Source organism: Actinoplanes sp. NPDC051405 (assembly GCF_055586185.1).
The window spans coordinates 855,972-877,947 of sequence record NZ_JBVJIR010000001.1 but is presented as its reverse complement, the minus strand read 5'-3'; the positions used below and the strand labels follow the sequence as shown (position 1 = coordinate 877,947).

Genomic DNA, 21,976 nt, shown 5'->3' with positions numbered 1-21,976 from the left:
CCGTCTGAGGGGGCGACCTCGATGAGGACAGGGGACAGGGTGCTTCCGCCGCTGACCCGCGGCCTGTCCCGCATCAGCACGGCCCCGTTGCGGATCCTCAGCGGGCTGGCCGTGGCCTCGGTGACCGCGCTGCTCATCGCGGTGGTCTGGGCGGCCGACCACGGGCCCGAGGCGGTCGATCCCAGCGGTGACGTGGTGCGGGTCGGGGTGGTCGAGGGCCAGTCGGTCTCCGGCTATCTGCGCTCCAGCCGCGGTGAGCTGGCCGCGCTGCTGCCCTCGTCGGGTTCGCCGGTGGCGGGGGAGACGTGGGCGCTGGTCAGCCTGCGGGCCTACCTCCCGCCGGACAAGCTGCAGGCGACCCTCGCCGGGGTCCCGGTGGCGGAGGTCTACGCCAGGGCACCTCTGCCGGGGGTACGCACGCCGGTGGTCAAGATGCCCGTCTACCGCATGCCGCAGGACGTGGTGACCGGCATGCTCAACGCCGCTCTCGCCCGTGACCAGGAGCAGGCCGACTATCACAAGCTGGGCGAAGAGCTCGAGGGCGACGGCGTCGACCAGATCAAGCTGCGCCGGGCGTACGACAACGCCGCACAGATCGCCGCCTCCGAGGCCGCCGCGTACCGCGCCCATTGCGCCTGTGTCTTCGCCGCCGTGGTGCGGGCCGCGCCCGCGGTGCTGGAGGACCTGGCCGGCCGCGCCGAGGTGCGGGTGGTGGATCCGGCCCCCGAGGTGCGCAGCCTGGACCGTACGGAGTTCCGCCCGGTCCGGCCGGAGCAGACCACCACGGTCCCCGACGATCCGGAGTCGGGTGCGCCCACCGTGCCTTCGCGGTCGCGCAGTGTTGCCCCCGCCCGCCCCGCGCCACTACCCTCATCGACCGGGGCTGCTGTGACATCGGCCTCACCCGACGGCCCCGTCCTGGGGTCCGGTCCGTCTGCCCCGGCAGTTCAGGAGAGCGCTGCCGTTGCCTCCGCGTCACCCGTGGGACCGGGTCCCGGCCAGCCGCCGACCGCCTCAGGAGCATCTCGCGACGCTTCTGGGCGTTGACATCCTGAACGACCGAGTCCTGTGGTGCGTACGGGTAGGTGCACGTGCACGTGGTTTCTGCCACTGGGTGATCAAGACCGCCGGGCATTTGCGGGTTCCGGGTGTGGCCTGAATAGGGTTGGCGTCCGTAGCCTGTCGGAGAACGGGCGGGCCCGTCAGGGCATCGGACAGGCGTCGTTAGGGCACATCGAGTAGTCGCTGGGAGGACGAGCCGTGGATGGGACCGAGACCGGCTGGGGCCGGCCTGCGGAACCAGCCCCGCGTTGGCGGGCGCTGCTCGACCGTGCCCGGCACGGGTCACGAACGGCCGACGAGGCCGAGACGGACCGTGAGGAAGCGGAGGCCGAGGCCCGCCGTCCGGCGGGCGGTCAACCGCTGCCCGGACGTCCCGGCCGGCCGTTCAACCCGCTCGATCCCCGGCAGAGCGATCCCCGGTCGAGCGACCCGGCCCGTGGTGCCTTCGACCAGCGGCCGGCGGAGCGCCGCCCGGTCAACCCGCTGGATCCGCGCCGTCCCGGCCGGGCCAGCCTGGGCGAGCGGCTGGGCCAGTCCGAGCCGCTGGCGCCGCCGCCCGACCCGCGCCCGATGGATCCCCGTTCCCTCGATCCCCGGCTGGCTGAGCCGCGCCCCGACGCGCGGCCGATGAACCCGCTCGCCGAGGCCCGCCGCCAGTCGCGGATCGGTGAAGGCTTCCAGTCGCGGTCCGCGCCGGAGGAGCCGCACAGCTTCTTCAACCCGGCAACCCGGTCCGTACCGTCGTCGATCGGACGGGTCGCGCCCGAGCTGGCGCCCCCGCCGCCGAGCCGGGGTGCCGCCTCGGTCGGGTCGGCGTCGGTCATGCCGCCGCCGGTGGCCCCCGCGCCGCCTCCGCCGGCCCTGCAGCCGCCGCCCGCCCTGCCCCCGACCACCGCGCCCATGCCGACCTCGCCCGCGCCGGCCCGCATCGAGTGGCGGCAGGCCCGGCCCGAGCAGGAGGACCGCGCGGTCTCGGTGCTGCGCCGCAAGCTCGGCAAGCCGCGGGTGCTGGCGTTCGCCAATCCCAAGGGCGGCGTGCACAAGACGACCGCCACCGTGCTCGCCGCGGCCACCATCGGCAGCGTGCGGGGACGAGGCGTGCTGGCCTGGGACGACAACGAGCTGCGGGGCACACTGGGCCTGCGGGCCGGCAGCGCCCGGCACGCCCGTACCATCCGGCACCTGGTCAGCGAGCTGCTCGAGATCGAGAACATGCACGGCGAGCAGATGATGTCGCACCTGGACGACTTCCTGCGGCACGCCTCCGACGGCTCGTACGACGTGCTGGCCGGCGAGGAGAACCCCCGTTTCGCCCAGCGGCTCGACCAGAGCACCGTGCGCCGGGTGATGGACCTGCTGCGCCGCACCCACGACGTGATCTGCGTGGACACCGGCAACAACGTCGAGAGCGTCAACTGGCAGACCGTGATGCGCAGCGCCGACCAGCTGGTCATCACCACGGTGCCGCGCGAGGACGCCGCGTTCACCGCGGACTGGATGCTGGACGTGCTCAACGAGACCGGCATGGAGGATCTGGTCGCCAACGCGGTGACGTTGATCTCCTGTCCGTCGCCCGGCAAGCTGCCGCTGCTCGACGATCTCGCCAAGCATTTCGCCACCCGGACGAGGGCCGTCGCGGTGGTCCCGTACGACCCTGCGCTCGAGGTCGGGTCATCGATCGAGTACAGCGTGCTGCAGCCGGAGACCCGGCAGGCGTGGCTGCGCGCCGCGGCTGTGATGATCGAGCCATTCGCCGAATAGATCGGGTGTCAGCGGTGCCTTGCGGCGCCCGGCCGGACTAGGCTCTGGCGAGTCCGGAAACGCCGCGGCAAAGGGGGCCCTGGGTGTCTGACTCGTTCGTGCATCTCCACGTGCACACCGAGTATTCGATGCTCGACGGCGCCGCCCGGGTCAAGGATCTGCTCGCCGAGGCCAACCGCCTGGGCATGCCGGCCGCGGCGATCACCGACCACGGCAACATGCACGGGGCGTACGACTTCTACAAGCAGGCCACGGCAGCCGGGGTTACCCCGGTGATCGGCGTCGAGGCGTACGTCGCACCGGAGTCGCGGCTGACCAAGAGCCGGATCAAGTGGGGCCGCCCGGAGCAGAAGGGCGACGACGTCGCCGGCAACGGCGCCTACACCCACATGACCATGTGGGCGCGCAACGCCGTCGGCCTGAAGAACCTCTTCCGGCTCAACTCGCGGGCCTCCATCGAGGGCCAGCTCGGCAAGTACCCGCGGATGGACTTCGACATCATCGCGGAGCACGCCGAGGGCATCATGGGCACCACCGGCTGCCCGTCCGGCGCCGTGCAGACCCGGCTGCGGCTGGGCCAGTTCGACGAGGCGCTGAAGTCCGCGGCGATGTACCAGGAGGCTCTCGGCCGGGAGAACTACTTCCTCGAGATCATGGACCACGGCCTGTCGATCGAGAAGCGGGTCCGCGACGGCCTGCTGGAGATCGGCCGCAAGCTCAACATCCCGCCGCTGGTCACCAACGACTCGCACTACACGCACGAGGCCCAGGCCGAGGCGCACGACGTGCTGCTGTGCGTGCAGACCGGCAGCAACGTCGCCGACCCCAACCGGTTCCGCTTCGACGGCGCCGGCTACTTCGTCAAGTCGGCCGACCAGATGCGCGCGGTCGACTCGTCCGACGCCTGGCTCGAGGGCTGCCGCAACACCCTGCTGGTGGCCGAGCGGGTGGACACCGACGGCATGTTCTCCTTCAAGAACCTGATGCCCCGCTTCCCGGTCCCGGACGGGCACACCGAGGAGTCCTGGTTCCGCCACGAGGCGTTCGAGGGGCTCAAGCGCCGCTTTCCCGGCGGCATCCCGGAGACGCACCTCAAGCAGGCGGAGTACGAGCTCGGGATCATCATCCAGATGGGCTTCCCGTCGTACTTCCTCGTGGTCGCCGACTTCATCCAGTGGTCCAAGCGCAACGGCATCGCGGTCGGTCCGGGCCGTGGCTCGGCCGCCGGCTCGCTGATCGCGTACGCGATGGGCATCACCGACCTGGACCCGCTGCCGCACGGGCTGATCTTCGAGCGCTTCCTCAACCCGGAGCGCGTGTCCATGCCCGATGTCGACATCGACTTCGACGAGCGCCGGCGCGGCGAGGTCATCCGGTACGTGACCGAGCGCTGGGGCGAGGACAAGGTCGCCCAGATCGCCACCTTCGGCACGATCAAGGCCAAGGCCGCGATCAAGGACTCGGCCCGGGTGCTGGGTTACCCGTACGCGGTGGGCGACCGGATCACCAAGGCCATGCCGCCCGCCGTGATGGGCAAGGACATCCCGCTCTCCGGCATCTTCGACAAGGACCACAAGCGCTACAGCGAGGCCGGCGAGATCCGCGCGCTGTACGACACCGATCCGGACGTCAAGAAGGTCATCGACACCGCCCGGGGTATCGAGGGCCTGATCCGGCAGACCGGTGTGCACGCGGCCGGCGTGATCATGAGCGCCGAGCCGATCATCGACCACATCCCGCTGATGCGGCGCCCGGCCGACGGCGCGATCATCACGCAGTTCGACTACCCGACCTGCGAGACGCTGGGCCTGCTCAAGATGGACTTCCTGGGCCTGCGCAACCTGACGATCATCGACGACGCGGTCAAGAACATCGAGCTCAACCACGGCAAGAAGATCGACCTGCTGGCGCTGCCGCTGGACGACAAGCCGACGTACGACCTGCTGGCCCGCGGCGACACGCTGGGGGTGTTCCAGCTCGACGGTGGCCCGATGCGCTCGCTGCTGCGGCTGATGAAGCCGGACAACTTCGAGGACATCTCCGCGGTGCTGGCGCTCTACCGGCCCGGCCCGATGGGTGCCGACTCGCACACCAACTACGCGCTGCGCAAGAACAAGCTGCAGGAGATCACCCCGATCCACCCCGAGCTGGAGGAGCCGCTCGAGGAGATCCTCGGCCCGACGTACGGCCTGATCGTCTACCAGGAGCAGGTGCAGCGCGCCGCGCAGAAGCTGGCCGGATATTCGCTGGGCCAGGCCGACCTGCTGCGCCGGGCCATGGGTAAGAAGAAGCGCGAGGTCCTCGACAAGGAGTACGTCTCCTTCCGCGACGGCATGAAGCAGCGCAACTACTCCGACGCCGCGATCAAGGCCCTCTGGGACGTCCTGGTCCCGTTCGCCGACTACGCCTTCAACAAGGCCCACACCGCCGGGTACGGCCTGGTGTCCTACTGGACCGGCTACCTCAAGGCCAACTACCCGGCCGAGTACATGGCCGGCCTGCTCACCAGCGTCGGTGACGACAAGGACAAGATGGCGATGTACCTGGCCGACTGCCGGCGCATGGGCATCCAGGTGCTGCCGCCGGACGTCAACCAGTCCGCCGGCCCGTTCACCCCGGTCGGCAAGAACATCCGCTTCGGCCTGGCCGCGGTCCGCAACGTCGGCCACAACGTCGTCGACGCGATCGTGCGCTGCCGCAAGGAGAAGGGCGACTACGGGGACTTCTACGAGTTCCTGTCCAAGGTGGACGCCGTCGCCTGCAACAAGAAGACGGTGGAATCGCTGATCAAGGCCGGTGCCTTCGACTCGATGGGGCACACCCGCAAGGGCCTGCTCGCGGTGCACGCCGAGGCGATCGACGCGTACGCGGACGTCAAGAAGAACGAGGCGGCCGGCCAGTTCGACCTGTTCGCCTCGTTCGGCGAGGACTCCGGCGCGGGCAGCGCGGCGACCGTCGCGATGCCCACGATCGGCGACAGCGAGTGGGACAAGCGCGACAAGCTGGCCTTCGAGCGCGAGATGCTCGGCCTCTACGTCTCCGACCACCCCCTCGCCGGCCTCGAGCAGCTGCTGCACAACTCGGCCGACACGACCATCGCCGCCCTCAACGAGGAGGGCTCGGTGCCAGACGGGCAGGTCGTCACGCTCGCCGGCATCCTCACCGGCGTGCAGCGCCGGATCACCAAGCAGGGCCGGGCCTGGGCGTCAGCCACGCTGGAGGACCTGGCCGGCGGCGTCGAGGCGTTGTTCTTCCCGAACACGTACGAGGTGATCGGCCAGTACATCGCCGAGGACGCCATCGTCATCGTCAAGGGCCGGGTGGACCGCCGCGACGACACCCCGCGGATCATGGCGATGGACATGTCGATGCCCGACGTCACCCACAACCCGGACAGCAAGCCGATCACCCTGACCATGCCGATCACCCGGTGCACCCCGCCGCTGGTCGACGAGCTCAAGGAGATCCTGGTCAGCCACCCGGGCGACGCCGAGGTGCACGTCCACCTGCAGAACGGCAGCCGCACCACGATCTTCCGGCTGGGCGCGGTGCGGGTGGCCCCGACGCCGGCGCTGCGGGCCGACCTGAAGATGATCCTCGGTCCGTCGGCGGTCCTCTGATGCCCGCTGCCGCGGTGCTCGGCACCGGGCGCACAGGCGGACCTGGCAGGATCGTGGGGTGAACCCCAGCCAGGAGCCGGGCCCCCAGCGCTACGAACAGGCCCCGAACTACGAGCAGGGCCATCCGTACGAGCAGGGCCAGCCGTACGACACTCCGGCCTACCCGTACGGCGAGCCCGTCGACGCCATGGGCTGGGTGCCGGTGCGGCCGAAGCGGCGGCCGTTACGCCGTACCGTGCTTGTCGCGGTCTTGGTCACAGCCGCGATGGCCGTCGCCGGCGCCCCGCTCGGCCTGCTCTGGTCCTGGCTCGCGCCGACCATCCCGGTGATCAACGCCGGGCAGAACGGCATCGTGGTCAACGACCCGTCGCCGGAGGAGTACATCGCGGCGGACGCCTGGTTCACCCTGATCGGCTTCACCTACGGGCTGCTCGCCGCCGTGCTGATCTGGCTGGTCCTGCGCCGCGACCGGGGCCCCGGCCTGCTGCTCGGGGTGGCCCTGGGCGGGCTGGCCAGCACGCTGGTGATGTGGCAGGCCGGCCGGCTGGTCGGGCTGGCCGCCTGGAACGACTGGCAGGACAGCTCCACCGCCGGGCAGACCTACGACCGGCCGCCGGATCTGCACGCGCACGGCGCGCTGCTGGTGGCCGCCTTCGCCGCGGTGATCGTGACCACGCTGCTGGCCGGCTGGTCCAACGACCCGGACCTGGAGCTCCCCGGGGCCAAGCCGGGCTACGGCCACGACCTGCCGGGCGGGCCCGGTTCGGGCGGCTTCAGTGCCGGCGGGCCCGGTTCGGGCGGCTTCAGTTCGGGCTCACCGGCCGGGCCAGATCCGACAGCGGCACCGGCACCGCCCGCACCTTGGCCAGCAGACCCGCCTCGCGGTTGAGCAGCCGCAGCTCGGTGCGCAGCCGGGTGGCGGTGTCGACCGCGCCCAGCAGCTCCTGGCGCTCCTCGGTGGTGAGCTGCGCGGTCGCCGCCACCAGGTGGGAGAGCACCGTGGGGTCCTCGGGGACCTGGTCGAGCACCTCGGAGTCGGGCCGCAGCAGGTCCAGGTAGGTGCGGAAGGCGGTCAGCACCCGCGGCGCGAGCAGCGCCGACACCGGGTCGCCGCTCTCCTCGTCGGGCAGCCACTCCACCTCGGCGGTCAGGTACGGATGGGTGTCCGCCGCGATCGCGACCACCCGGAAGCGCCGGCGGCCGACGGTGACGATGTCGAAACGGCCGTCGGGCAGCTCGGTGACCTGGCGCAGCTCCGCCGTGCAGCCGACGCCGTAGAGCTGCTCGGGGGTGATCGCCGCCTCGTCGGCCGGGCGCTCGGCGTCACCATCGGGGGTGGCGACCTCCCAGCCGTACCGGAGGGTCACCACACCGAACTCGTGCGGTTCGTCGTCCGTCGTGGCGACGAGATCGCGCACGAGCGTTCTGTACCGCTCCTCGAAGATGTGCAAGGGCAGGACCAGGCCGGGAAAGAGCACCGTGCCCAGCGGGAAGACCGGGATAATCGCGCCCACGGAGCGAGCGTATCGGCCCGGTAGCTGTCCGCGCGCGCCCCGTCCCGGTGATCTTCGTTTCGCCTCGGCGCAAAAGTGGCAAAGGCCTCCTTCCCAGTGCCTGGAATGCCGCCCGGGGGCCGGCTGCGGGGCCGCCTAGACTTGACCCGTGCTGAATCGGATCGACCTGCGCGGCTCCCGTCGGGATCCCCGCGGTCTGCTGCCCCGTGCCCAGCTCGACGTGTCCGCTGCCGTCGAGAAGATCCGCCCCGTCGTGACGGCGGTCCGCGAGCATGGGTTCTCGGCGATCCGGGAGGCCACGGAAAGATTCGACGGCGTCGTGCTGGAGCGGCTGCGGGTCCCGGTGGCCGCGATCACCGCCGCCGCCGAGGAGCTCGACCCCGATGTCCGGGCCGCTCTGCTGGTGGCCATCGAGCGCGCCCGCAAGGTGCACGGCGACCAGCGGCGCACCGACGTGACCACCCAGGTGGTGCCCGGCGGCACCGTCACCGAGCGGCACGTCCCGGTGTCCCGCGTGGGCCTCTACGTCCCCGGCGGCCTGGCCGTCTATCCGTCCACCGTGGTGATGAACGTGGTGCCCGCCCAGGTCGCCGGCGTCGAGTCGTTGGTGGTGGCCAGCCCGCCGCAGCCGGAGAACGGCGGCCTGCCCGACGCCCGGGTGCTCGCCGCGTGCGCGCTGCTCGGCGTCGAGGAGGTGTACGCCGTCGGCGGCGCCCAGGCGATCGCGATGCTCGGCTACGGCTCGGACGGCGTCGACGAGACGGACCGCTGCGAGCCGGTCGACGTGATCACCGGCCCGGGAAACATCTGGGTCACCGCGGCCAAGCGCCTGCTGCAGGGCACGGTCGGCATCGACGCCGAGGCCGGCCCGACCGAGATCGCGATCCTCGCCGACGACACGGCCTCGCCCGCGCACGTCGCGGCCGACCTGATCAGCCAGGCCGAGCACGACCCGGTCGCGGCCAGCGTGCTGGTCACCGACTCGCCGGAGCTGGCCGAGGCGGTCGAGGCACAGCTGGCCGTGCAGGTGCCGGCGACCAAGCACGAGGCCCGGGTGCGCGAGGCGCTCGGCGGCCGCCAGTCCGGCATCGTGCTGGTCGACGACCTGGAGCAGGGCCTGCGGGTGGTGGACGCGTACGCGGCCGAGCACCTGGAGATCCAGACCCGCGACGCCCGCACGTGGGCGATGCGGGTGCGCAACGCCGGGGCCATCTTCGTCGGCGCCTACTCGCCGGTCTCGCTCGGTGACTACGCCGCCGGTTCCAACCACGTGCTGCCGACCGCCGGTTGCGCGCGGCACTCCTCCGGCCTGTCCGTGCAGTCGTTCCTGCGTGGCATCCACGTGGTCGAATACGACGAGGCGGCGCTGCGGGACGTCGCCCCGCACGTGGTGGCCCTGGCCAACGCCGAGGACCTGCCGGCCCACGGGCAGGCCGTGACCGCGAGGTTCCCCTCGTGACCACGATCGACGACCTGCCCATCCGGGACGACCTGCGGGGCAAGTCGCCGTACGGGGCGCCGCAGCTCGACGTCGCCGTGCGGTTGAACACCAACGAGAACTCGTACCCGGTGCCCGACGCCGTGGTGGAGGCGATCGGCAAGGCCGTGCAGGCCGAGCTGCGTGACCTCAACCGCTACCCGGACCGGGATGCGGTCGCGTTGCGGGCCGACCTCGCCGACTACCTCGGGCACGGGCTGACCACGGCGCACGTGTGGGCGGCCAACGGCTCCAACGAGGTCCAGCAGCAGCTGCTGCAGGCGTTCGCCGGTCCGGGCCGCACCGCGCTCGGCTTCGGCCCGTCGTACTCGATGCACCCGCTGCTGGCCGCCGGCACCGGCACCCGCTGGATCGGCGCGCTGCGCGACCCCGACTTCGGGCTCACCCCGGAGTCGGCGGTCGAGCAGATCGACCGGCACGCGCCGGACCTGGTGTTCCTCTGCTCACCCAACAACCCGACCGGCACGGCCCTGGACCCGTCGGTGGTCGAGGCGGTGCTGGCCGCGGCGCCGGGCATGGTCGTCGTCGACGAGGCGTACGCGGAGTTCGCCCGTCCCGGCACGCCCAGCGCGCTCGCGGCGCTGCCCGGCCACCCGCGCCTGGTCGTCACCCGCACGATGAGCAAGGCGTTCGGCTTCGCCGGCGGGCGCCTCGGTTATCTGGCCGCCGACCCGGCCGTGGTCGACGCCGTCCAGCTCGTCCGCCTGCCGTACCACCTGTCGTCGCTGACCCAGGCGGCCGCGCGGGCCGCCCTCGCGCACCGCGCCGCCCTGCTCGTCACCGTCGACGCGATCAAGGAGCAGCGCGACCGGATCGTCGCCACCCTGCGGGAGCGGGGGATCCGGGTCGCCGACAGCGACGCGAACTTCGTGCTCTTCGAGGTCGGCGGCGATCAGCACGTGGCCTGGCAGCGCCTGCTGGACCGCGGTGTGCTGGTCCGCGACGTCGGCCTGGCCGGCTGGCTGCGGGTCACCGCGGGCACAGCATCCGAAACCGACGCCTTCCTGGGAGCACTGTCGTGACCGAGCGCAGCGAGGGCACCAGTCAGCTCAGGGTCCTGAGTCACGGCGTCGACGAACGAAGTGAGGAAACGCTGTGAGTCGCACCGCGCGCATCGAGCGCGTCACCAATGAGACCAAGGTGCTCGTCGAGATCGACCTCGACGGCACCGGCAAGGGCGACCTGGCCACCGGCGTGGGGTTCTACGACCACATGCTCAACCAGCTGGCCAAGCACGGCGGCTTCGACCTGACCGTGCGCACCGAGGGCGACCTGGAGATCGACGCGCACCACACGATGGAGGACACAGCGATCGCGCTGGGCGACGCCTTCGCGCGGGCGCTCGGCGACAAGGCCGGCATCCGGCGGTACGGCTCGGCGACCATCCCGATGGACGAGGTGCTGGTCCGCGCGGCCGTCGACCTGTCCGGCCGGCCGTACGTGGTGCACGAGGAGCCGGAGCTGGCGCCGTACATCGGGCCGGTCTATCCGACCAGCATGACCCGGCACATCTTCGAGTCGTTCGGCCACGCCGCCAAGGTGACGCTGCACGTCAGCGTGTTGCGCGCGGCCCGGGACGGTGGCAAGGCGGACGCCCACCACGTGGTGGAGACGCAGTTCAAGGCGTTCTCGCGGGCGCTGCGCGAGGCCGTCGAGATCGACCCGCGCAACGCCGGCGCGCTGCCGTCGACGAAGGGCGTGCTGTGAGCAGCGTCGTCCCGATCCTGCTGCTCGGGCTGGGCGGCATGCTCGTCGGCGGGGTGATCTCGCTGTCCCGGCAGGGTGCCACCAAGTTCAGCATCGGCCTGGTCGCCGCGCTGGCGGTGCTGGCGCTGGCCGGTGGCGTCCTCTGGCTGATCCCGGGAGACAGCTGATGAGCAACGTGGTGATCCTGGACTACGGCTCCGGGAATCTGCGGTCCGCCGAGCGGGCTGTCGCGCGTACCGGTGCCGACGTGACGGTGACCGACGACCTGGCCGCCGCGGCCGACGCGGACGGCCTGGTCGTGCCGGGCGTGGGCGCCTACGCGGCGTGCATGGCCGGCATCGAGAAGCTCGGCGCGGGCCCGGTCATCGCCGGGCGCGTCGCCGCCGGCCGGCCGGTACTGGGCATCTGCGTCGGCATGCAGATCCTGTTCGAGTCCGGCGTCGAGCACGGCGTCGAGACCCGGGGCCTGGGGCTGCTGCCGGGCGCGGTGACCCGGCTGGCCGCCCGGCGCATCCCGCACATGGGGTGGAACACGGTGTCCGTGCCGGACGGGTCGGTGCTGCTCGACGGGCTGTCCGCGACGACACGGTTCTACTTCGTCCACTCGTACGCGGCGTCGGACCTGAGTGCGCTGCAGGCCGTCGGTGCCCGGGTGACGACGGCCGCGCACGATCAGCCGTTCGCCGCCGTCGTGGAGCACGGACCGCTGTCGGCGGCGCAGTTCCACCCGGAGAAGTCCTCCGACGCCGGGTACGCGCTGCTCAGCAACTGGGTGTCGGGTCTGCCCTCCGCCGCCGTACGGTGAGCAAGGAGCGCGCCCGGCGGCGGGCCGAGCGGCTCGCCGTGCTGGAGAAGGAGAAGGCCGGCCGGGCCCGCCGGTCCACCCGGCGGCAACGCCGCCGCGCCCTGGTGCGGTCGCTCAAGCCCAAGCGCCGCCCCCGCTCCGGCACGCTGTACAAACGCAGTCGCGCCCAGCGCACCGGCATCGCGATCATCCCGTTGATCGCGGCGCTGGCCGTCTGGTTCCTGGTGCCGGACCTCGCGCTGCGCCTGGTGCTCATCGCCATGCTCGTCCTGGTGCTGCCGGCCCTGGTGGTCGTGGTGCTGGGCCGCCGTTTCTGACCGTTCCCGCTGTCCTTGATCGGAGTTCCGCTGTGACCCTCACCCTGCTGCCCGCTGTCGACGTCGCCGACGGTCAGGCGGTCCGCCTCGTCCAGGGCGCCGCGGGCTCGGAGACGAGCTACGGCGACCCGCTCGAGGCGGCGCTGGCCTGGCAGAACGACGGCGCGGAGTGGGTGCACCTGGTCGACCTCGACGCCGCGTTCGGCCGGGGCTCGAACGCCGCGCAGCTGGCCGACGTGGTCAGCCGGCTCGACGTGAAGGTGGAGCTCTCCGGCGGCATCCGCGACGACGCGTCGCTGCGGGCGGCCCTGGCCACCGGCGCGGCCCGGGTCAACATCGGCACGGCCGCGCTGGAGGACCCGGAGTGGTGCGACCGGATCTGCGCCGAGTACGGCGACCGGGTGGCGATCGGGCTCGACGTGCGCGGCCGTACCCTCGCGGCCCGCGGCTGGACCCGCGAGGGCGGCGACCTCTTCGAGATCCTGGAGCGCCTGGACAAGGCGGGCGCGGCCCGGTACGTGGTCACGGACATCACCAAGGACGGCACCATGCGCGGCCCGAACCTGGACCTGCTGCGCGAGGTGTGCGCCCGGACCGACAAGCCGGTGATCGCCAGCGGCGGCGTGTCCACCCTGGACGACCTGCGCGCCCTGGCCACGCTGGAGCCGATCGGAGTCGAGGGCGTGATCGCGGGCAAGGCGCTCTACGCGGGCGCGTTCACGGTGCGCGAGGCGATCGAGGCGCTGGCCTCGGCATGATCACCCGTTTCGGCTCGGGCGGTCCGTGGGAGGAGCGCTACGGCTACTCCCGCGTCGTGCGAGCCGGCAACCTGCTGGTCACCGCCGGCTGCACGGCCACGGTGGACGGGGTCGTGACGGGGATCGGCGACCCGCGGGCGCAGGCGCTGACCGCGTTCGGGATCGCGCTGGACGCGCTGGCCGGGGCCGGTGCGGGGATCGAGAACGTGATCCGCACCCGGATGTACGTGACCGACGCGGCCTACTCGGACGCGGTGGCGGGGGCGCACGGGTCGCTGTTCGCCGCGGTACGGCCGGTGGCGACGCTGGTCGTGGTCGCGGGATTGCTCGATCCCCAGCACCTGGTGGAGGTCGAGGTCGAGGCGTACCTGAGCCGGCCCGCGGCGGAAAACCCGGGCAAGTTCGTCACCTGAGCCGGCCCGCGGCGGAAAACCCGGGCAAGTTCGTCACCTGAGCCGGCCCGCGGCGGAAAACCCGGGCAAGTTCGTCACCTGAGCCGGGTCATTCGATCCGGAAGACGGCGACCCGGTCGGCGATCGCCTCGAACTGGTCGGGGTCGGCCTTGTCGACCAGCCCGAGCCGCACGTAGAAGGTCACCCCGGCCGGCACCTCGCGGGGGAACGCCCGCAGCACCGCACGGGCCTGCGCCGGGTCGGTGACCTCGGTCAGTGTCACCGGCGTGCGGCGGCGTCCCGTGGCCAGCTCACCGCGGCCGGCGGCCCGGATGTTGCGGGCCCAGTCGCTCTGCGGCAGCGCCGAGACCACATAGCGCCGGCCGTCGACGGTCAAGGGGGAAACCGGGGTGGGCCGCGGCTCACCGCTGCGCCGCCCCGGCACGATGAGCACCCGGACCGTGCCCAGCGGCAGGCCGAGCCGGGACATCAGCCGGACGACCCGGTTGGCGAACGGGAGCCAGGAGGGCAGGCTGCCGGTGGACTGGGCCATGGCTATCCCTTCGATCATCGAATCTTCCGGTCGACGGTAGACTCCTTCGAGTGTCGAAGCAACTGAGCGGGGAGAAACAACTGAGCGGGGAGAAACAACTGAGCGGGGAGAAGCAACTGGGCGCGGACCGGCGCGACGAGGCGGCCCGGGCCGCGGCGGCCTTCGGGGCCGCGGCCGACGTGGTCGACGAGGCGGCGGCTGCCACCTTCGGAGTGAACCGCACCGACCTACGCATCCTCGGCTTGGTCCACACCGCCGGCGTTATGTCCGCGACGGCGCTGGCCGGCGCAGCCAAGCTGAGCCCGGCCGCCACCACCACGGCGATCCAGCGGCTGGCCGCGGCGGGCCACCTGACCCGTACGGTGGACGAGAACGACCGGCGGCGGGCCGTGGTGGCGCTGACCCCGCACGCCGAGGAGCTGATCAACCGGGTCTACGGTCCGGTCGAGCGGGCCGGGCGTCGGGTGCTGGCCGCGTACTCCCCGGAAGAGCTCGCCCTGATCACCGGCTTCCTGCGCCGCGGCATCGACATGCAGCTCGCCGAGGCCGACCGGATCCGCACGATGACCGCCTAGGGGGTGGTCTCGTGGCGGTGCCAGGCCTGGCGCAGGACCGCGACAGCGGCCGGCACCGCGGGCCGGGCCGCCGAGGCCTCCCGCCAGGCCACCACCACCCGCCGGGTCGGCACCGGCCGCACCGGCACCACCCGCACCCCGGCCGGCAGCGGCGGCCGGGCCAGCCGCGGGATGACCGCGATCCCGAGCCCCGCCGCGATCAAGGTCAGCTGCGTCTCGAACTCACCCACGTGGAAGTCCGGCCGCACCCCCGGCACCACCCGCACCAGCCACTCGTGACAGATGTCCCCGGCCTTCGCCGCGATCCACCGCTCGTCGCGCAGCTGCGCCAGCCGCACCTCGCGGCCCGAGGCGAACCGGTGGCCGTCCGGCACGACCAGATCGGCCACGTCCCGCCCGAGCTCCACATGCGTGACCCCCGGCGGATAGCGCAGCGCCACCTCCGGCCAGTCGTCCAGCAGCGCGAGGTCCACGTGCCCGCGCCGGAGCATGTCGAGACCCTCGTGCGGATTGACCTCCACCAGGCCCGTCGTCAGCTGCGGGTGCTCGGTGGCCAGCCGGTGCAACGCGTACGGCAGCAGCGCCCGGCACGCCGTCGCGAAGGCCGCCACCTCCAGCCGGCCGATGACCGTGTCCCGATGCGCCGCCAGCGCCGCCTCGGCCTCGTCGACGCCGGCCAGGACCCGTTCGGCGTGCCCGGCGAGCACCCGCCCGGCCTCGGTCAGCCGCAGCCGGCGGCCGTCCTTCTCCACCAGGGTGGCCCCGGTCTCGCGTTCCAGTTTGGCGAGCTGCTGCGACACGGCCGACGGCGTGCAGTGCAGCGCCTCCCCGGCCGCCAGCACCGTCCCGTAGCTGGCCACGGCGTGCAGAGCGCGGAGCCGACCCAGATCGATCATGTAGTCACGCTACATCGTCGCTGTAGCATTATTCGCTGGTGCTTCAGCATCACCGGCGGCGACGCTGACACGGTGAAACCGCGTGACATCGCCCTCGCTGTGGTCGTGGCCGCCGCCTGGGGCGTCAACTTCGTCGTGATCGACATCGGCCTGGACCACTTCCCGCCCCTGCTGTTCTCGGCGCTGAGGTTCCTGCTGGCCGCGTTTCCCGCGGTCCTGTTCGCCGGGCGCCCGCCCACCCGCTGGCGGTGGGTGATCGCGGTCGCCCTCACGCTCGGGGTGGTGAAGTTCTCCCTGCTCTTCGCCGGGATGGCCGCCGGCATGCCGGCCGGCCTCAGCTCCCTGGTCCTGCAGAGCCAGGCGGTGTTCACGACGGTCTTCGCGGTGCTGCTGCTGCGCGAACGCCCCGGCCTGCGGCGCGTCGCCGGGCTGGCGGTGGCGGCACTCGGCATCGGCGTCGTCGCGGTCCGGCTCGGCGCGGACGGACTGCCGGCCGGAGCATTCGGCCTGGTCCTGGGCGCGGCCGTGGCCTGGGGCCTGTCCAATGTGGCCACTCGGCAGGCGGCGCCGACCGACACGCTGCGCTTCATGATCTGGGTCAGCGCGGTGGCGACAATCCCGCTGGCGGTGCTCTCGCTGATCGTCGAGGGCCCGGCCACGGACCTGGCCGCGCTCCGCGCGATCAACGTCCCCGCGGTCGGCGCTCTGCTGTACGTCGCGCTGATCTCGACCCTGGCCGGCTTCGGCGCCTGGGGCGCCCTGATCAGACGGTACGGCGCATCGGCCGTCGCCCCGTTCTCGATGCTGGTGCCGATCTTCGGCATCGCCTCGGCGGCCCTGCTGCTGGACGAGACCGTGCACATGACGGACGTGGCCGGCGGGGTGCTCGTGATCGGCGGCGTCCTGATCGGGGTACTGGGCCCGGCCCGGCCTGTGGATACTCCCGAACCGGCGGGCCGGGCGCTCGATAGGGTTGGGGCATGACGGTGGCGGTGCGGGTGATTCCCTGTCTCGACGTGGACGCGGGACGGGTGGTCAAAGGAGTCAACTTCGTCGACCTGCGCGACGCGGGCGACCCGGTGGAGCTGGCCGCGGCCTACGACGCCGCCGGCGCCGACGAGCTGACCTTCCTGGACGTGACGGCATCGTCCGACGACCGCGGCACCATGCTCGACGTGGTCCGCCGCACGGCGGAATCGGTCTTCATCCCGCTGACGGTCGGCGGCGGCGTCCGCTCGGTCGACAACGTCGACACGCTGCTGCGCGCGGGAGCCGACAAGGTCGGTGTCAACACGGCGGCGATCCACCGGCCGGAGCTGATCGCGGAGATCGCGGACCGCTTCGGCAATCAGGTGCTCGTGCTGTCCCTCGACGTGCGCCGGCTGCCGTCGGGGCCGACGCCGCAGCACCCCAGCGGCTGGGAAGTGACGACGCACGGCGGTCGCAAGAGCGCCGGGCTCGACGCGGTGGAGTGGGCGCGTCGGGCGGCTGAGCTGGGCGCGGGGGAGATCCTGCTCAACTCGATGGACGCGGACGGGACGAAGGCGGGATTCGACCTGGAGTTGATCGCGGCGGTGCGGGCGGTGGTCGACATTCCGGTGATCGCCAGTGGTGGGGCGGGAGCTGTGGGGCACTTCCCGCCGGCGGTGGCGGCGGGGGCGGATGCGGTGCTGGCGGCCAGTGTTTTCCACTTCGGAGAGCTGACGATCGGTGAGGTCAAGGAGAGTTTGCGGGCGGCGGGCAATCCGGTCCGCTGAGCCACGGCTTGTCGCGCGACTCAGCGGCCGTCGGCCAGGCGCAGCGAGTATTCGCGGACGGCCGCGTTGTAGGTGCGCTCGTCGAGCTTCCAGTCGGACTCGCCCGGCGTGGCCGCCCGGTTCAGCTGCGTCTGCAGCGTCACGACCGCCGACGACAGACCGCTGAACGGCCGCGTGCGCCACAGCTGCTCGCCCGCCGGTGCGACCTCGACCAGGTCGTCGTCCACCGTGAGCAGGCCGGCCCCGGCCAGGCGGCGCACGGAATCCTCCAGCTCGGACCGGCTGGGCACGCTGTGGTGCAGGAAGTCGGCCGCGGCCAGCACGTCAGCCAGGCTCGCGCCGGTCACCGGGAGCGCCGCGTGCAGTGCCCGGTCGCGCTCCAGGCGCTCGGCGATGACCGCGGACACGAAGATCCAAGCGTCGTTCCAATGCCAGTCGCCAGCCCCCATGTCGCCATGATGCCGTGCGCTCGCCGAACCGGAAAGCGATTGTGTCGCGATGATCACCAAGCTGTGCCCGCCCGCCCGGACATATCGCCCGCTTCGCCGACCCCGCGAGTGGCGCGACGAAAACAGCGCCACCGCGAGGGCCGTGCCGGCCGCTGCGGCCGATGTGTTGACCCGCCGAGGATCGGGGTCAGGCCACCACGGCCGGCGCGACCTGCGGCGGACCCGACTGCGCCGGCTCGGTCGCCACGGCCGGATCGTCGGCCGCCGCCGGCACGGCGAAGACCGGCATGAACAACTGCACCAGCGGCCCGATGCCCAGCGCGTACGCCACCGTCCCGAACCCGATCGTGCCGCCCAGCAGCACACCCACGCCCAGGACCAGCACCTCGATGCTCGTCCGGACCACCCGGATGGACAGCCGCGGCCACCGGTTGACGATCCCGGTCATCAGCCCGTCCCGCGGCCCCGGCCCGAACCGGGCACCGATGTACATCGCCGTCGCGACGCCGTTCAGCGCGATCCCCACCACCAGGTACGTGATCCGCATCGCCACCGATCCGCCCGGGGCCAGCACCGCCAGGGCGCCGTCGGCCGCGAAGCCGATCACCACCAGGTTGGCGATCGTGCCGAAGCCGGGGCGCTGCCGCAGCGGGATCCACAGAAGCAGGACCGGGATGCCGGTCAGCAGCACCACCCAGCCGAAGCTGACCCCGGTGGCCTTCGACACACCCTGGTGGAAAACGTCCCACGGGTTCAGCCCCAGATCGCTTTCCACCATGAAAGCCATGCTTATGCCGTACAGGACCAGGCCCGCGAAGAGCTGGGTCACGCGGCGGGGCAGGCGGGCGCCGGCGGGAACGAGGTTGCTCAGACGACTCATAAGTGCCACTCTGAAGGCCAATTAGCGGCGATCAAAGAGCCAATTTGCCGGAGGTGGCCATGACGACATCGGTTCGCGGGGGCCAATTGGCTCGGCTGCTCGGTCAGTGGCACTCGTTGCCGGGGCGCCATCGCAGTCCGGACTATGCCGCGCTGGCCGGGGCGATCCGGGGATTGCTCACCGACAGCCGGTTGCCGCTGGGCGTGCGCCTGCCCGCCGAACGTGAGCTCGCCGAGGCGCTGGGCATCAGCCGGACGACGGTCACCGCCGCGTACCGCTCGCTCCGCGAGACCGGCCATCTGACCAGCCGGCGCGGCGCCGGCAGCTGGACCACCCTGCCGAACGGCCATCGCGTCGCGTCCTCGGGCCTGTGGACCCCGGACGACGACATGGACATGATCGACCTCGGCGTGGCCGCCTCGGCCGCGCCCGTCGAGCTCGTGCCCGCCGCGCGGGCCGCCGCCGACGACCTGCCGCGTTTCCTCGGCAGCGCCGGCTACCACCCGACCGGCCTGATGGAGCTGCGCGAGGCGGTCGCGGCCGGCTACACCGCCCGCGGCGTGCCGACCAGCGCCGAGCAGATCCTGATCACCAGCGGTACGCAGCACGCCCTCGACCTGGTGCTGCGCCTGTCCGTCCCGGCCGGTGCGACGGTGCTGGTCGAGTCGCCGACGTACCCGAACGCCCTGGCCGCGCTCTCCGCCCGCCGCGCCCGGATCAACACCCACGGCCTCGACGCGGCCGCCGGCTGGGACGGCGAGATGCTGCTCGGCGCGCTGCGCCAGACCCGGCCCCGGCTGGCGTACGTGATCCCGGAGTTCCAGAACCCGACCGGCCACCTGATGCCCGCAGAACTCCGCGAACGCCTCGTCGCCGCGGCCCACGCCACCGGCACCGAGCTGGTCGTCGATGAGTCCTTCGTGGACCTGCCGCTGGACGGGACCGCGGTCCCGCCGCCGGTCGCCGTCTTCGACCGGCACTCGCGGGTCGTCTCGATCGGCGGCATGAGCAAGGCCTACTGGGGTGGCCTGCGGATCGGCTGGGTCCGCGCGTCCGCGCCGCTGGTGCAACGCCTCGCGGCCCTGCGCGTCGGCGTCGACATGGCCAGCCCGGTCCTCGAACAACTGGTCGCGTGCCACCTGCTGAGGGATGCGGAGAGCATCGTCGCCGCCCGCCGCGCGGAGCTCTCGTCCCGGCGGGATGCGCTGGTCGCGGCGCTGGGCGAGCACCTGCCGGAGTGGCGCTTCACCGTGCCGGCCGGCGGAGTGATGCTGTGGGCGGAGCTGGACGGGCCGATCTCCAGCGCGCTGGCCCGGGCGGCCGAGGACGTCGGCGTACGGCTCGCGCCCGGACCCCGCTTCGGCCTGGACGGCACCCTCGAACGCTTCATCCGGCTGCCGTTCGCCCTGCCGGCCGACGACCTGCGGGAAGCGGTCCGCCGGATCGCCTCGGTCCGCCACGACCTGGACCGCGCCGCCCGGCCGGCCTGGCGCACACCCGCCGTCATCGCCTGACCAGCCGGGAACGCCGGCCTGCCGGGAACGCCGGCCTGCCGGGAACGCCGGCCTGCCGGGAACGCCGGCCTGCCGGAAATGCCGGCCCGCCGGAAATGCCGGCCCGCCGGATGGCCGAACGCCGCGTCAGCCGCCGAGGATGCTCACCTCGATGCCGCCCAGATCCGCCGGGTCGGCGATCTGCTCGATCCCGGTGATCCGCCCATCGACGACGACGAAGGCAAACGCCACCCGCACCGTCCCGCCCGGCGCCCAGACCAGCCCGGCTTCCCCGTCCAGCAGCGCCGTTTCCGCATGCTGCGCCCGCCCCGAGAACGTCTCGGCCACCGCCGAAGCCCCACGGAGCAGCGAGCTGGCCCCGTACCGGACCGCCGCCGCGTCCGCGCGGAGCTCCACCTCCGGGTCCAGCAGGGCGAGCAGCGCGGCGAAGTCGCCGCCGCGGGAGGCGGCCAGAAAAGCCTCGACCACGGTACGGCTACGAGCCCGATCCTCCTCCGCCGGCCGCCCCTGCACCTTGCGCCGGGCCCGGCTGGCCAGTTGCCGGGCGGCCGCCGGTGAGCACCCCGCGATCTCGGCGATCTGCGGGAACGGCACCGCGAACATGTCATGCAGCACGAACGCCAGCCGTTCCCCGGGCGCGAGAGTGTCCAGCACGACCAGCAGCGCCGGGCCCATCGCGTCCGCCAGCAGCGCCTCGCTCTCCGGGTGGGCCTGCTCGGCCGCCGGCGCCTCCGGGACTTCCGTGCTGTCCTCGCGGCGGGCGGCCCGCGAGCGCAGCATGTCCAGGCACACCCGGGAGACCACGGTGGTGAGCCAGCCGGTCAGGTTGCCGACCTCGGACGTGTCGCTGCGGCTGAGCCGCAGCCAGGCCTCCTGCACGGCGTCGTCGGCCTCGGCGGCCGAGCCGAGCATCCGCTGCGCCACCGCCCGCAGATGGGGCCGGTCGGCTTCGAAACGCTGCGCCAGCTGGTCCATGTCGCTCACCTGTCACACCTCCGCGTCGGCATCCGTCATCACCATGACGGGCCGTGGTGGTCCGTTGTGACGCTCACGGAAGGACCATTGTCATGACGACGTCCGGCCTCGGCACCATTGTCATCCCGGTCAGCGACCTCACCGCGGCGAAGGCGGTCTACGGCGCCCTGCTCGGCGTGGCCCCGGATGTGGACCAGCCCTACTATGTCGGCTACACCGCGGGTGGTCAGCACATCGGCCTCGACCCGAACGGCCGCACCGGCCCGGTGATGTACTGGCACGTGACAGACATCAGGACGGCCCTGCAGGGCCTGCTGGCGGCGGGGGCCGAGCAAGTGCGGGAGGTCAAGGACGTGGGCGACGGCAAGCTGATCGCGACCGTACGCGACAAGGACGGCACCGTCCTGGGCCTCCTCCAGCCGGCATGACGCACCCGGAGCCGCGCCCGCGGGCGAGCCGCAGAGCAGACGTCCTGGCCAAACTGACCGCTCCGGTCGCCGACGCCTGGGTCGCGACCGGTGCCGCGGACGGGCCGTATCTGGTGCCGCTCACCCTCGCCTGGCTGCGCGAGCGGATCGTCCTGGCCACCGACGGCAAGTCCCGCACGGCGACGAACATCGCGGCGACCGGCACGGCCCGGCTGGCCCTGGGCGCGACCCGGGACGTCGTCATGATCGACGCGGTGCTGGAGGAGACCTTCCCGGTGGCGCAGGCGCCGTCCTGGGTGGCGGACGGCTACGCGGACGGCACCGACTGGGATCCGCGCACGGCCGGCGGCACCTACCTGTACCTGATCCTGCGCCCGGACCGCATCCAGGCCTGGCGCGAGGAGAACGAACTCGAGGACCGCACCCTGATGCGCGACGGTGCCTGGCTGAGCTGATCCGCAGAAGGCGCGAGCGCCGCGATCTCTGATCGCGGCGCTCGGTCTCGTTCAGGCTCC

General features: G+C 72.4%; 24 protein-coding genes. 18 read left to right on the top strand and 6 right to left on the bottom strand.

Going from position 1 to position 21,976, the window contains the following annotated elements; all coding sequences use genetic code 11:
• The first annotated feature begins 39 nt into the window (after positions 1-39).
• The 4 genes from ACZ6S4_RS04080 (at position 40) to ACZ6S4_RS04065 (ending at position 7,332) form a co-directional block, all read left to right on the top strand.
• Positions 40-1,047: a hypothetical protein gene (locus ACZ6S4_RS04080; RefSeq protein WP_465473442.1), complete on the top strand. Its 1,008-nt coding sequence runs from the start codon at positions 40-42 to the stop codon at positions 1,045-1,047.
• A gap of 213 nt (positions 1,048-1,260) precedes the next feature.
• A complete protein-coding gene (locus ACZ6S4_RS04075; protein WP_465473441.1) occupies positions 1,261-2,823 on the top strand; it encodes a MinD/ParA family ATP-binding protein in 1,563 nt (520 codons plus the stop codon).
• An 83-nt stretch (positions 2,824-2,906) separates the two neighbouring features.
• On the top strand, positions 2,907-6,443 hold the full coding sequence (gene dnaE, locus ACZ6S4_RS04070; protein WP_465473440.1) for a DNA polymerase III subunit alpha: 3,537 nt from the start codon (positions 2,907-2,909) through the stop codon (positions 6,441-6,443).
• Between the two features lie 58 nt (positions 6,444-6,501).
• Positions 6,502-7,332 carry a hypothetical protein gene (locus ACZ6S4_RS04065; protein ID WP_465473439.1) on the top strand — a complete coding sequence of 277 codons (831 nt, stop codon included), beginning with the start codon at positions 6,502-6,504 and terminating at the stop codon, positions 7,330-7,332.
• On the opposite strand, the gene ACZ6S4_RS04060 is transcribed toward ACZ6S4_RS04065, so the two are convergent.
• Positions 7,247-7,957 carry an LON peptidase substrate-binding domain-containing protein gene (locus tag ACZ6S4_RS04060; protein WP_465473438.1) on the bottom strand — a complete coding sequence of 237 codons (711 nt, stop codon included), beginning with the start codon at positions 7,955-7,957 and terminating at the stop codon, positions 7,247-7,249. The two genes, ACZ6S4_RS04065 and ACZ6S4_RS04060, sit on opposite strands and share 86 nt — an antisense overlap.
• A gap of 148 nt (positions 7,958-8,105) precedes the next feature.
• Here ACZ6S4_RS04060 and hisD point away from each other — a divergent pair, with 148 nt between their 5' ends.
• From hisD to ACZ6S4_RS04020, 8 genes are all read left to right on the top strand, one after another.
• On the top strand, positions 8,106-9,416 hold the full coding sequence (gene hisD / locus ACZ6S4_RS04055) for a histidinol dehydrogenase (RefSeq protein WP_465473437.1): 1,311 nt from the start codon (positions 8,106-8,108) through the stop codon (positions 9,414-9,416).
• Positions 9,413-10,477 (top strand): histidinol-phosphate transaminase, encoded by a 1,065-nt coding sequence (locus tag ACZ6S4_RS04050; RefSeq protein WP_465473436.1) that lies wholly within the window; start codon positions 9,413-9,415, stop codon positions 10,475-10,477. Before hisD ends, ACZ6S4_RS04050 begins: the two co-directional genes overlap by 4 nt.
• A gap of 73 nt (positions 10,478-10,550) precedes the next feature.
• On the top strand, positions 10,551-11,162 hold the full coding sequence (gene hisB / locus ACZ6S4_RS04045; protein WP_465473435.1) for an imidazoleglycerol-phosphate dehydratase HisB: 612 nt from the start codon (positions 10,551-10,553) through the stop codon (positions 11,160-11,162).
• Complete coding sequence (locus ACZ6S4_RS04040) at positions 11,159-11,329, top strand: hypothetical protein (RefSeq protein WP_465473434.1); 171 nt, start codon at positions 11,159-11,161, stop codon at positions 11,327-11,329. Before hisB ends, ACZ6S4_RS04040 begins: the two co-directional genes overlap by 4 nt.
• Positions 11,329-11,967, top strand: a complete 639-nt coding sequence (hisH, locus tag ACZ6S4_RS04035; RefSeq protein WP_465473433.1) for an imidazole glycerol phosphate synthase subunit HisH — start codon at positions 11,329-11,331, stop codon at positions 11,965-11,967. The genes ACZ6S4_RS04040 and hisH overlap by 1 nt, the downstream gene beginning before the upstream one ends.
• Positions 11,964-12,284, top strand: a complete 321-nt coding sequence (locus ACZ6S4_RS04030; RefSeq protein ID WP_465473432.1) for a hypothetical protein — start codon at positions 11,964-11,966, stop codon at positions 12,282-12,284. The genes hisH and ACZ6S4_RS04030 overlap by 4 nt, the downstream gene beginning before the upstream one ends.
• A gap of 32 nt (positions 12,285-12,316) precedes the next feature.
• On the top strand, positions 12,317-13,042 hold the full coding sequence (gene priA, locus ACZ6S4_RS04025; RefSeq protein ID WP_212993958.1) for a bifunctional 1-(5-phosphoribosyl)-5-((5-phosphoribosylamino)methylideneamino)imidazole-4-carboxamide isomerase/phosphoribosylanthranilate isomerase PriA: 726 nt from the start codon (positions 12,317-12,319) through the stop codon (positions 13,040-13,042).
• Positions 13,039-13,455 (top strand): Rid family hydrolase, encoded by a 417-nt coding sequence (locus tag ACZ6S4_RS04020; protein ID WP_465473431.1) that lies wholly within the window; start codon positions 13,039-13,041, stop codon positions 13,453-13,455. Before priA ends, ACZ6S4_RS04020 begins: the two co-directional genes overlap by 4 nt.
• Before the next feature lie 88 nt (positions 13,456-13,543).
• Here ACZ6S4_RS04020 and ACZ6S4_RS04015 read toward each other — a convergent pair whose 3' ends face one another.
• Complete coding sequence (locus ACZ6S4_RS04015; RefSeq protein WP_465473430.1) at positions 13,544-14,005, bottom strand: nitroreductase family deazaflavin-dependent oxidoreductase; 462 nt, start codon at positions 14,003-14,005, stop codon at positions 13,544-13,546.
• Between the two features lie 32 nt (positions 14,006-14,037).
• On the opposite strand from ACZ6S4_RS04015, the gene ACZ6S4_RS04010 reads away from it, so the two are divergent.
• Positions 14,038-14,562 (top strand): MarR family winged helix-turn-helix transcriptional regulator, encoded by a 525-nt coding sequence (locus ACZ6S4_RS04010; protein ID WP_465473429.1) that lies wholly within the window; start codon positions 14,038-14,040, stop codon positions 14,560-14,562.
• Here the strand turns inward: ACZ6S4_RS04010 and ACZ6S4_RS04005 are convergent.
• The gene (locus ACZ6S4_RS04005; protein WP_465473428.1) at positions 14,559-15,458 is read right to left on the bottom strand and encodes a LysR substrate-binding domain-containing protein; all 900 of its coding nucleotides are present in this window, start codon (positions 15,456-15,458) and stop codon (positions 14,559-14,561) included. The genes ACZ6S4_RS04010 and ACZ6S4_RS04005 overlap by 4 nt on opposite strands.
• A 72-nt stretch (positions 15,459-15,530) precedes the next feature.
• Between ACZ6S4_RS04005 and ACZ6S4_RS04000 the strand changes: the two genes are divergently transcribed.
• Both ACZ6S4_RS04000 and hisF read left to right on the top strand, forming a co-directional pair.
• A complete protein-coding gene (locus tag ACZ6S4_RS04000) occupies positions 15,531-16,442 on the top strand; it encodes an EamA family transporter (protein ID WP_465473427.1) in 912 nt (303 codons plus the stop codon).
• Positions 16,439-17,215 (top strand): imidazole glycerol phosphate synthase subunit HisF, encoded by a 777-nt coding sequence (gene hisF, locus ACZ6S4_RS03995; RefSeq protein ID WP_465473426.1) that lies wholly within the window; start codon positions 16,439-16,441, stop codon positions 17,213-17,215. Before ACZ6S4_RS04000 ends, hisF begins: the two co-directional genes overlap by 4 nt.
• Positions 17,216-17,235: 20 nt before the next feature.
• Here hisF and ACZ6S4_RS03990 read toward each other — a convergent pair whose 3' ends face one another.
• Positions 17,236-17,664, bottom strand: a complete 429-nt coding sequence (locus ACZ6S4_RS03990) for a hypothetical protein (RefSeq protein ID WP_360547949.1) — start codon at positions 17,662-17,664, stop codon at positions 17,236-17,238.
• A 187-nt stretch (positions 17,665-17,851) separates the two neighbouring features.
• The gene (gene yczE, locus ACZ6S4_RS03985) at positions 17,852-18,544 is read right to left on the bottom strand and encodes a membrane protein YczE (protein WP_465473425.1); all 693 of its coding nucleotides are present in this window, start codon (positions 18,542-18,544) and stop codon (positions 17,852-17,854) included.
• A gap of 59 nt (positions 18,545-18,603) precedes the next feature.
• Between yczE and yczR the strand changes: the two genes are divergently transcribed.
• Entirely contained in the window at positions 18,604-20,058 is a 1,455-nt protein-coding gene (gene yczR, locus ACZ6S4_RS03980; RefSeq protein ID WP_465473424.1) for a MocR-like transcription factor YczR, read from the top strand.
• Between the two features lie 126 nt (positions 20,059-20,184).
• Here the strand turns inward: yczR and ACZ6S4_RS03975 are convergent, their stop codons facing one another.
• Positions 20,185-21,033, bottom strand: coding sequence for a sigma-70 family RNA polymerase sigma factor (locus ACZ6S4_RS03975; RefSeq protein ID WP_465473498.1), 849 nt, complete (start codon positions 21,031-21,033; stop codon positions 20,185-20,187).
• Between the two features lie 92 nt (positions 21,034-21,125).
• Between ACZ6S4_RS03975 and ACZ6S4_RS03970 the strand changes: the two genes are divergently transcribed.
• Together ACZ6S4_RS03970 and ACZ6S4_RS03965 are read left to right on the top strand one after the other, a co-directional pair.
• Positions 21,126-21,461: a VOC family protein gene (locus ACZ6S4_RS03970; protein WP_465473423.1), complete on the top strand. Its 336-nt coding sequence runs from the start codon at positions 21,126-21,128 to the stop codon at positions 21,459-21,461.
• A complete protein-coding gene (locus ACZ6S4_RS03965) occupies positions 21,458-21,916 on the top strand; it encodes a pyridoxamine 5'-phosphate oxidase family protein (RefSeq protein WP_465473422.1) in 459 nt (152 codons plus the stop codon). Before ACZ6S4_RS03970 ends, ACZ6S4_RS03965 begins: the two co-directional genes overlap by 4 nt.
• Positions 21,917-21,976 lie beyond the last annotated feature (60 nt).

Excerpts from the sequence above, each read along its gene's own strand:
- yczE (WP_465473425.1), bottom strand. The coding sequence starts at position 18,544 with ATGAGTCGTCTGAGCAACCTCGTTCCCGCCGGCGCCCGCCTGCCCCGC.
- ACZ6S4_RS04005 (WP_465473428.1), bottom strand. The coding sequence starts at position 15,458 with ATGATCGATCTGGGTCGGCTCCGCGCTCTGCACGCCGTGGCCAGCTAC.
- ACZ6S4_RS03970 (WP_465473423.1), top strand. The coding sequence starts at position 21,126 with ATGACGACGTCCGGCCTCGGCACCATTGTCATCCCGGTCAGCGACCTC.
- ACZ6S4_RS04015 (WP_465473430.1), bottom strand. The coding sequence starts at position 14,005 with ATGATCGAAGGGATAGCCATGGCCCAGTCCACCGGCAGCCTGCCCTCC.
- hisF (WP_465473426.1), top strand. The coding sequence starts at position 16,439 with ATGACGGTGGCGGTGCGGGTGATTCCCTGTCTCGACGTGGACGCGGGA.
- ACZ6S4_RS03965 (WP_465473422.1), top strand. The coding sequence starts at position 21,458 with ATGACGCACCCGGAGCCGCGCCCGCGGGCGAGCCGCAGAGCAGACGTC.
- ACZ6S4_RS03975 (WP_465473498.1), bottom strand. The coding sequence starts at position 21,033 with ATGGACCAGCTGGCGCAGCGTTTCGAAGCCGACCGGCCCCATCTGCGG.
- ACZ6S4_RS04020 (WP_465473431.1), top strand. The coding sequence starts at position 13,039 with ATGATCACCCGTTTCGGCTCGGGCGGTCCGTGGGAGGAGCGCTACGGC.
- hisH (WP_465473433.1), top strand. The coding sequence starts at position 11,329 with ATGAGCAACGTGGTGATCCTGGACTACGGCTCCGGGAATCTGCGGTCC.
- ACZ6S4_RS03990 (WP_360547949.1), bottom strand. The coding sequence starts at position 17,664 with ATGGGGGCTGGCGACTGGCATTGGAACGACGCTTGGATCTTCGTGTCC.
- yczR (WP_465473424.1), top strand. The coding sequence starts at position 18,604 with ATGACGACATCGGTTCGCGGGGGCCAATTGGCTCGGCTGCTCGGTCAG.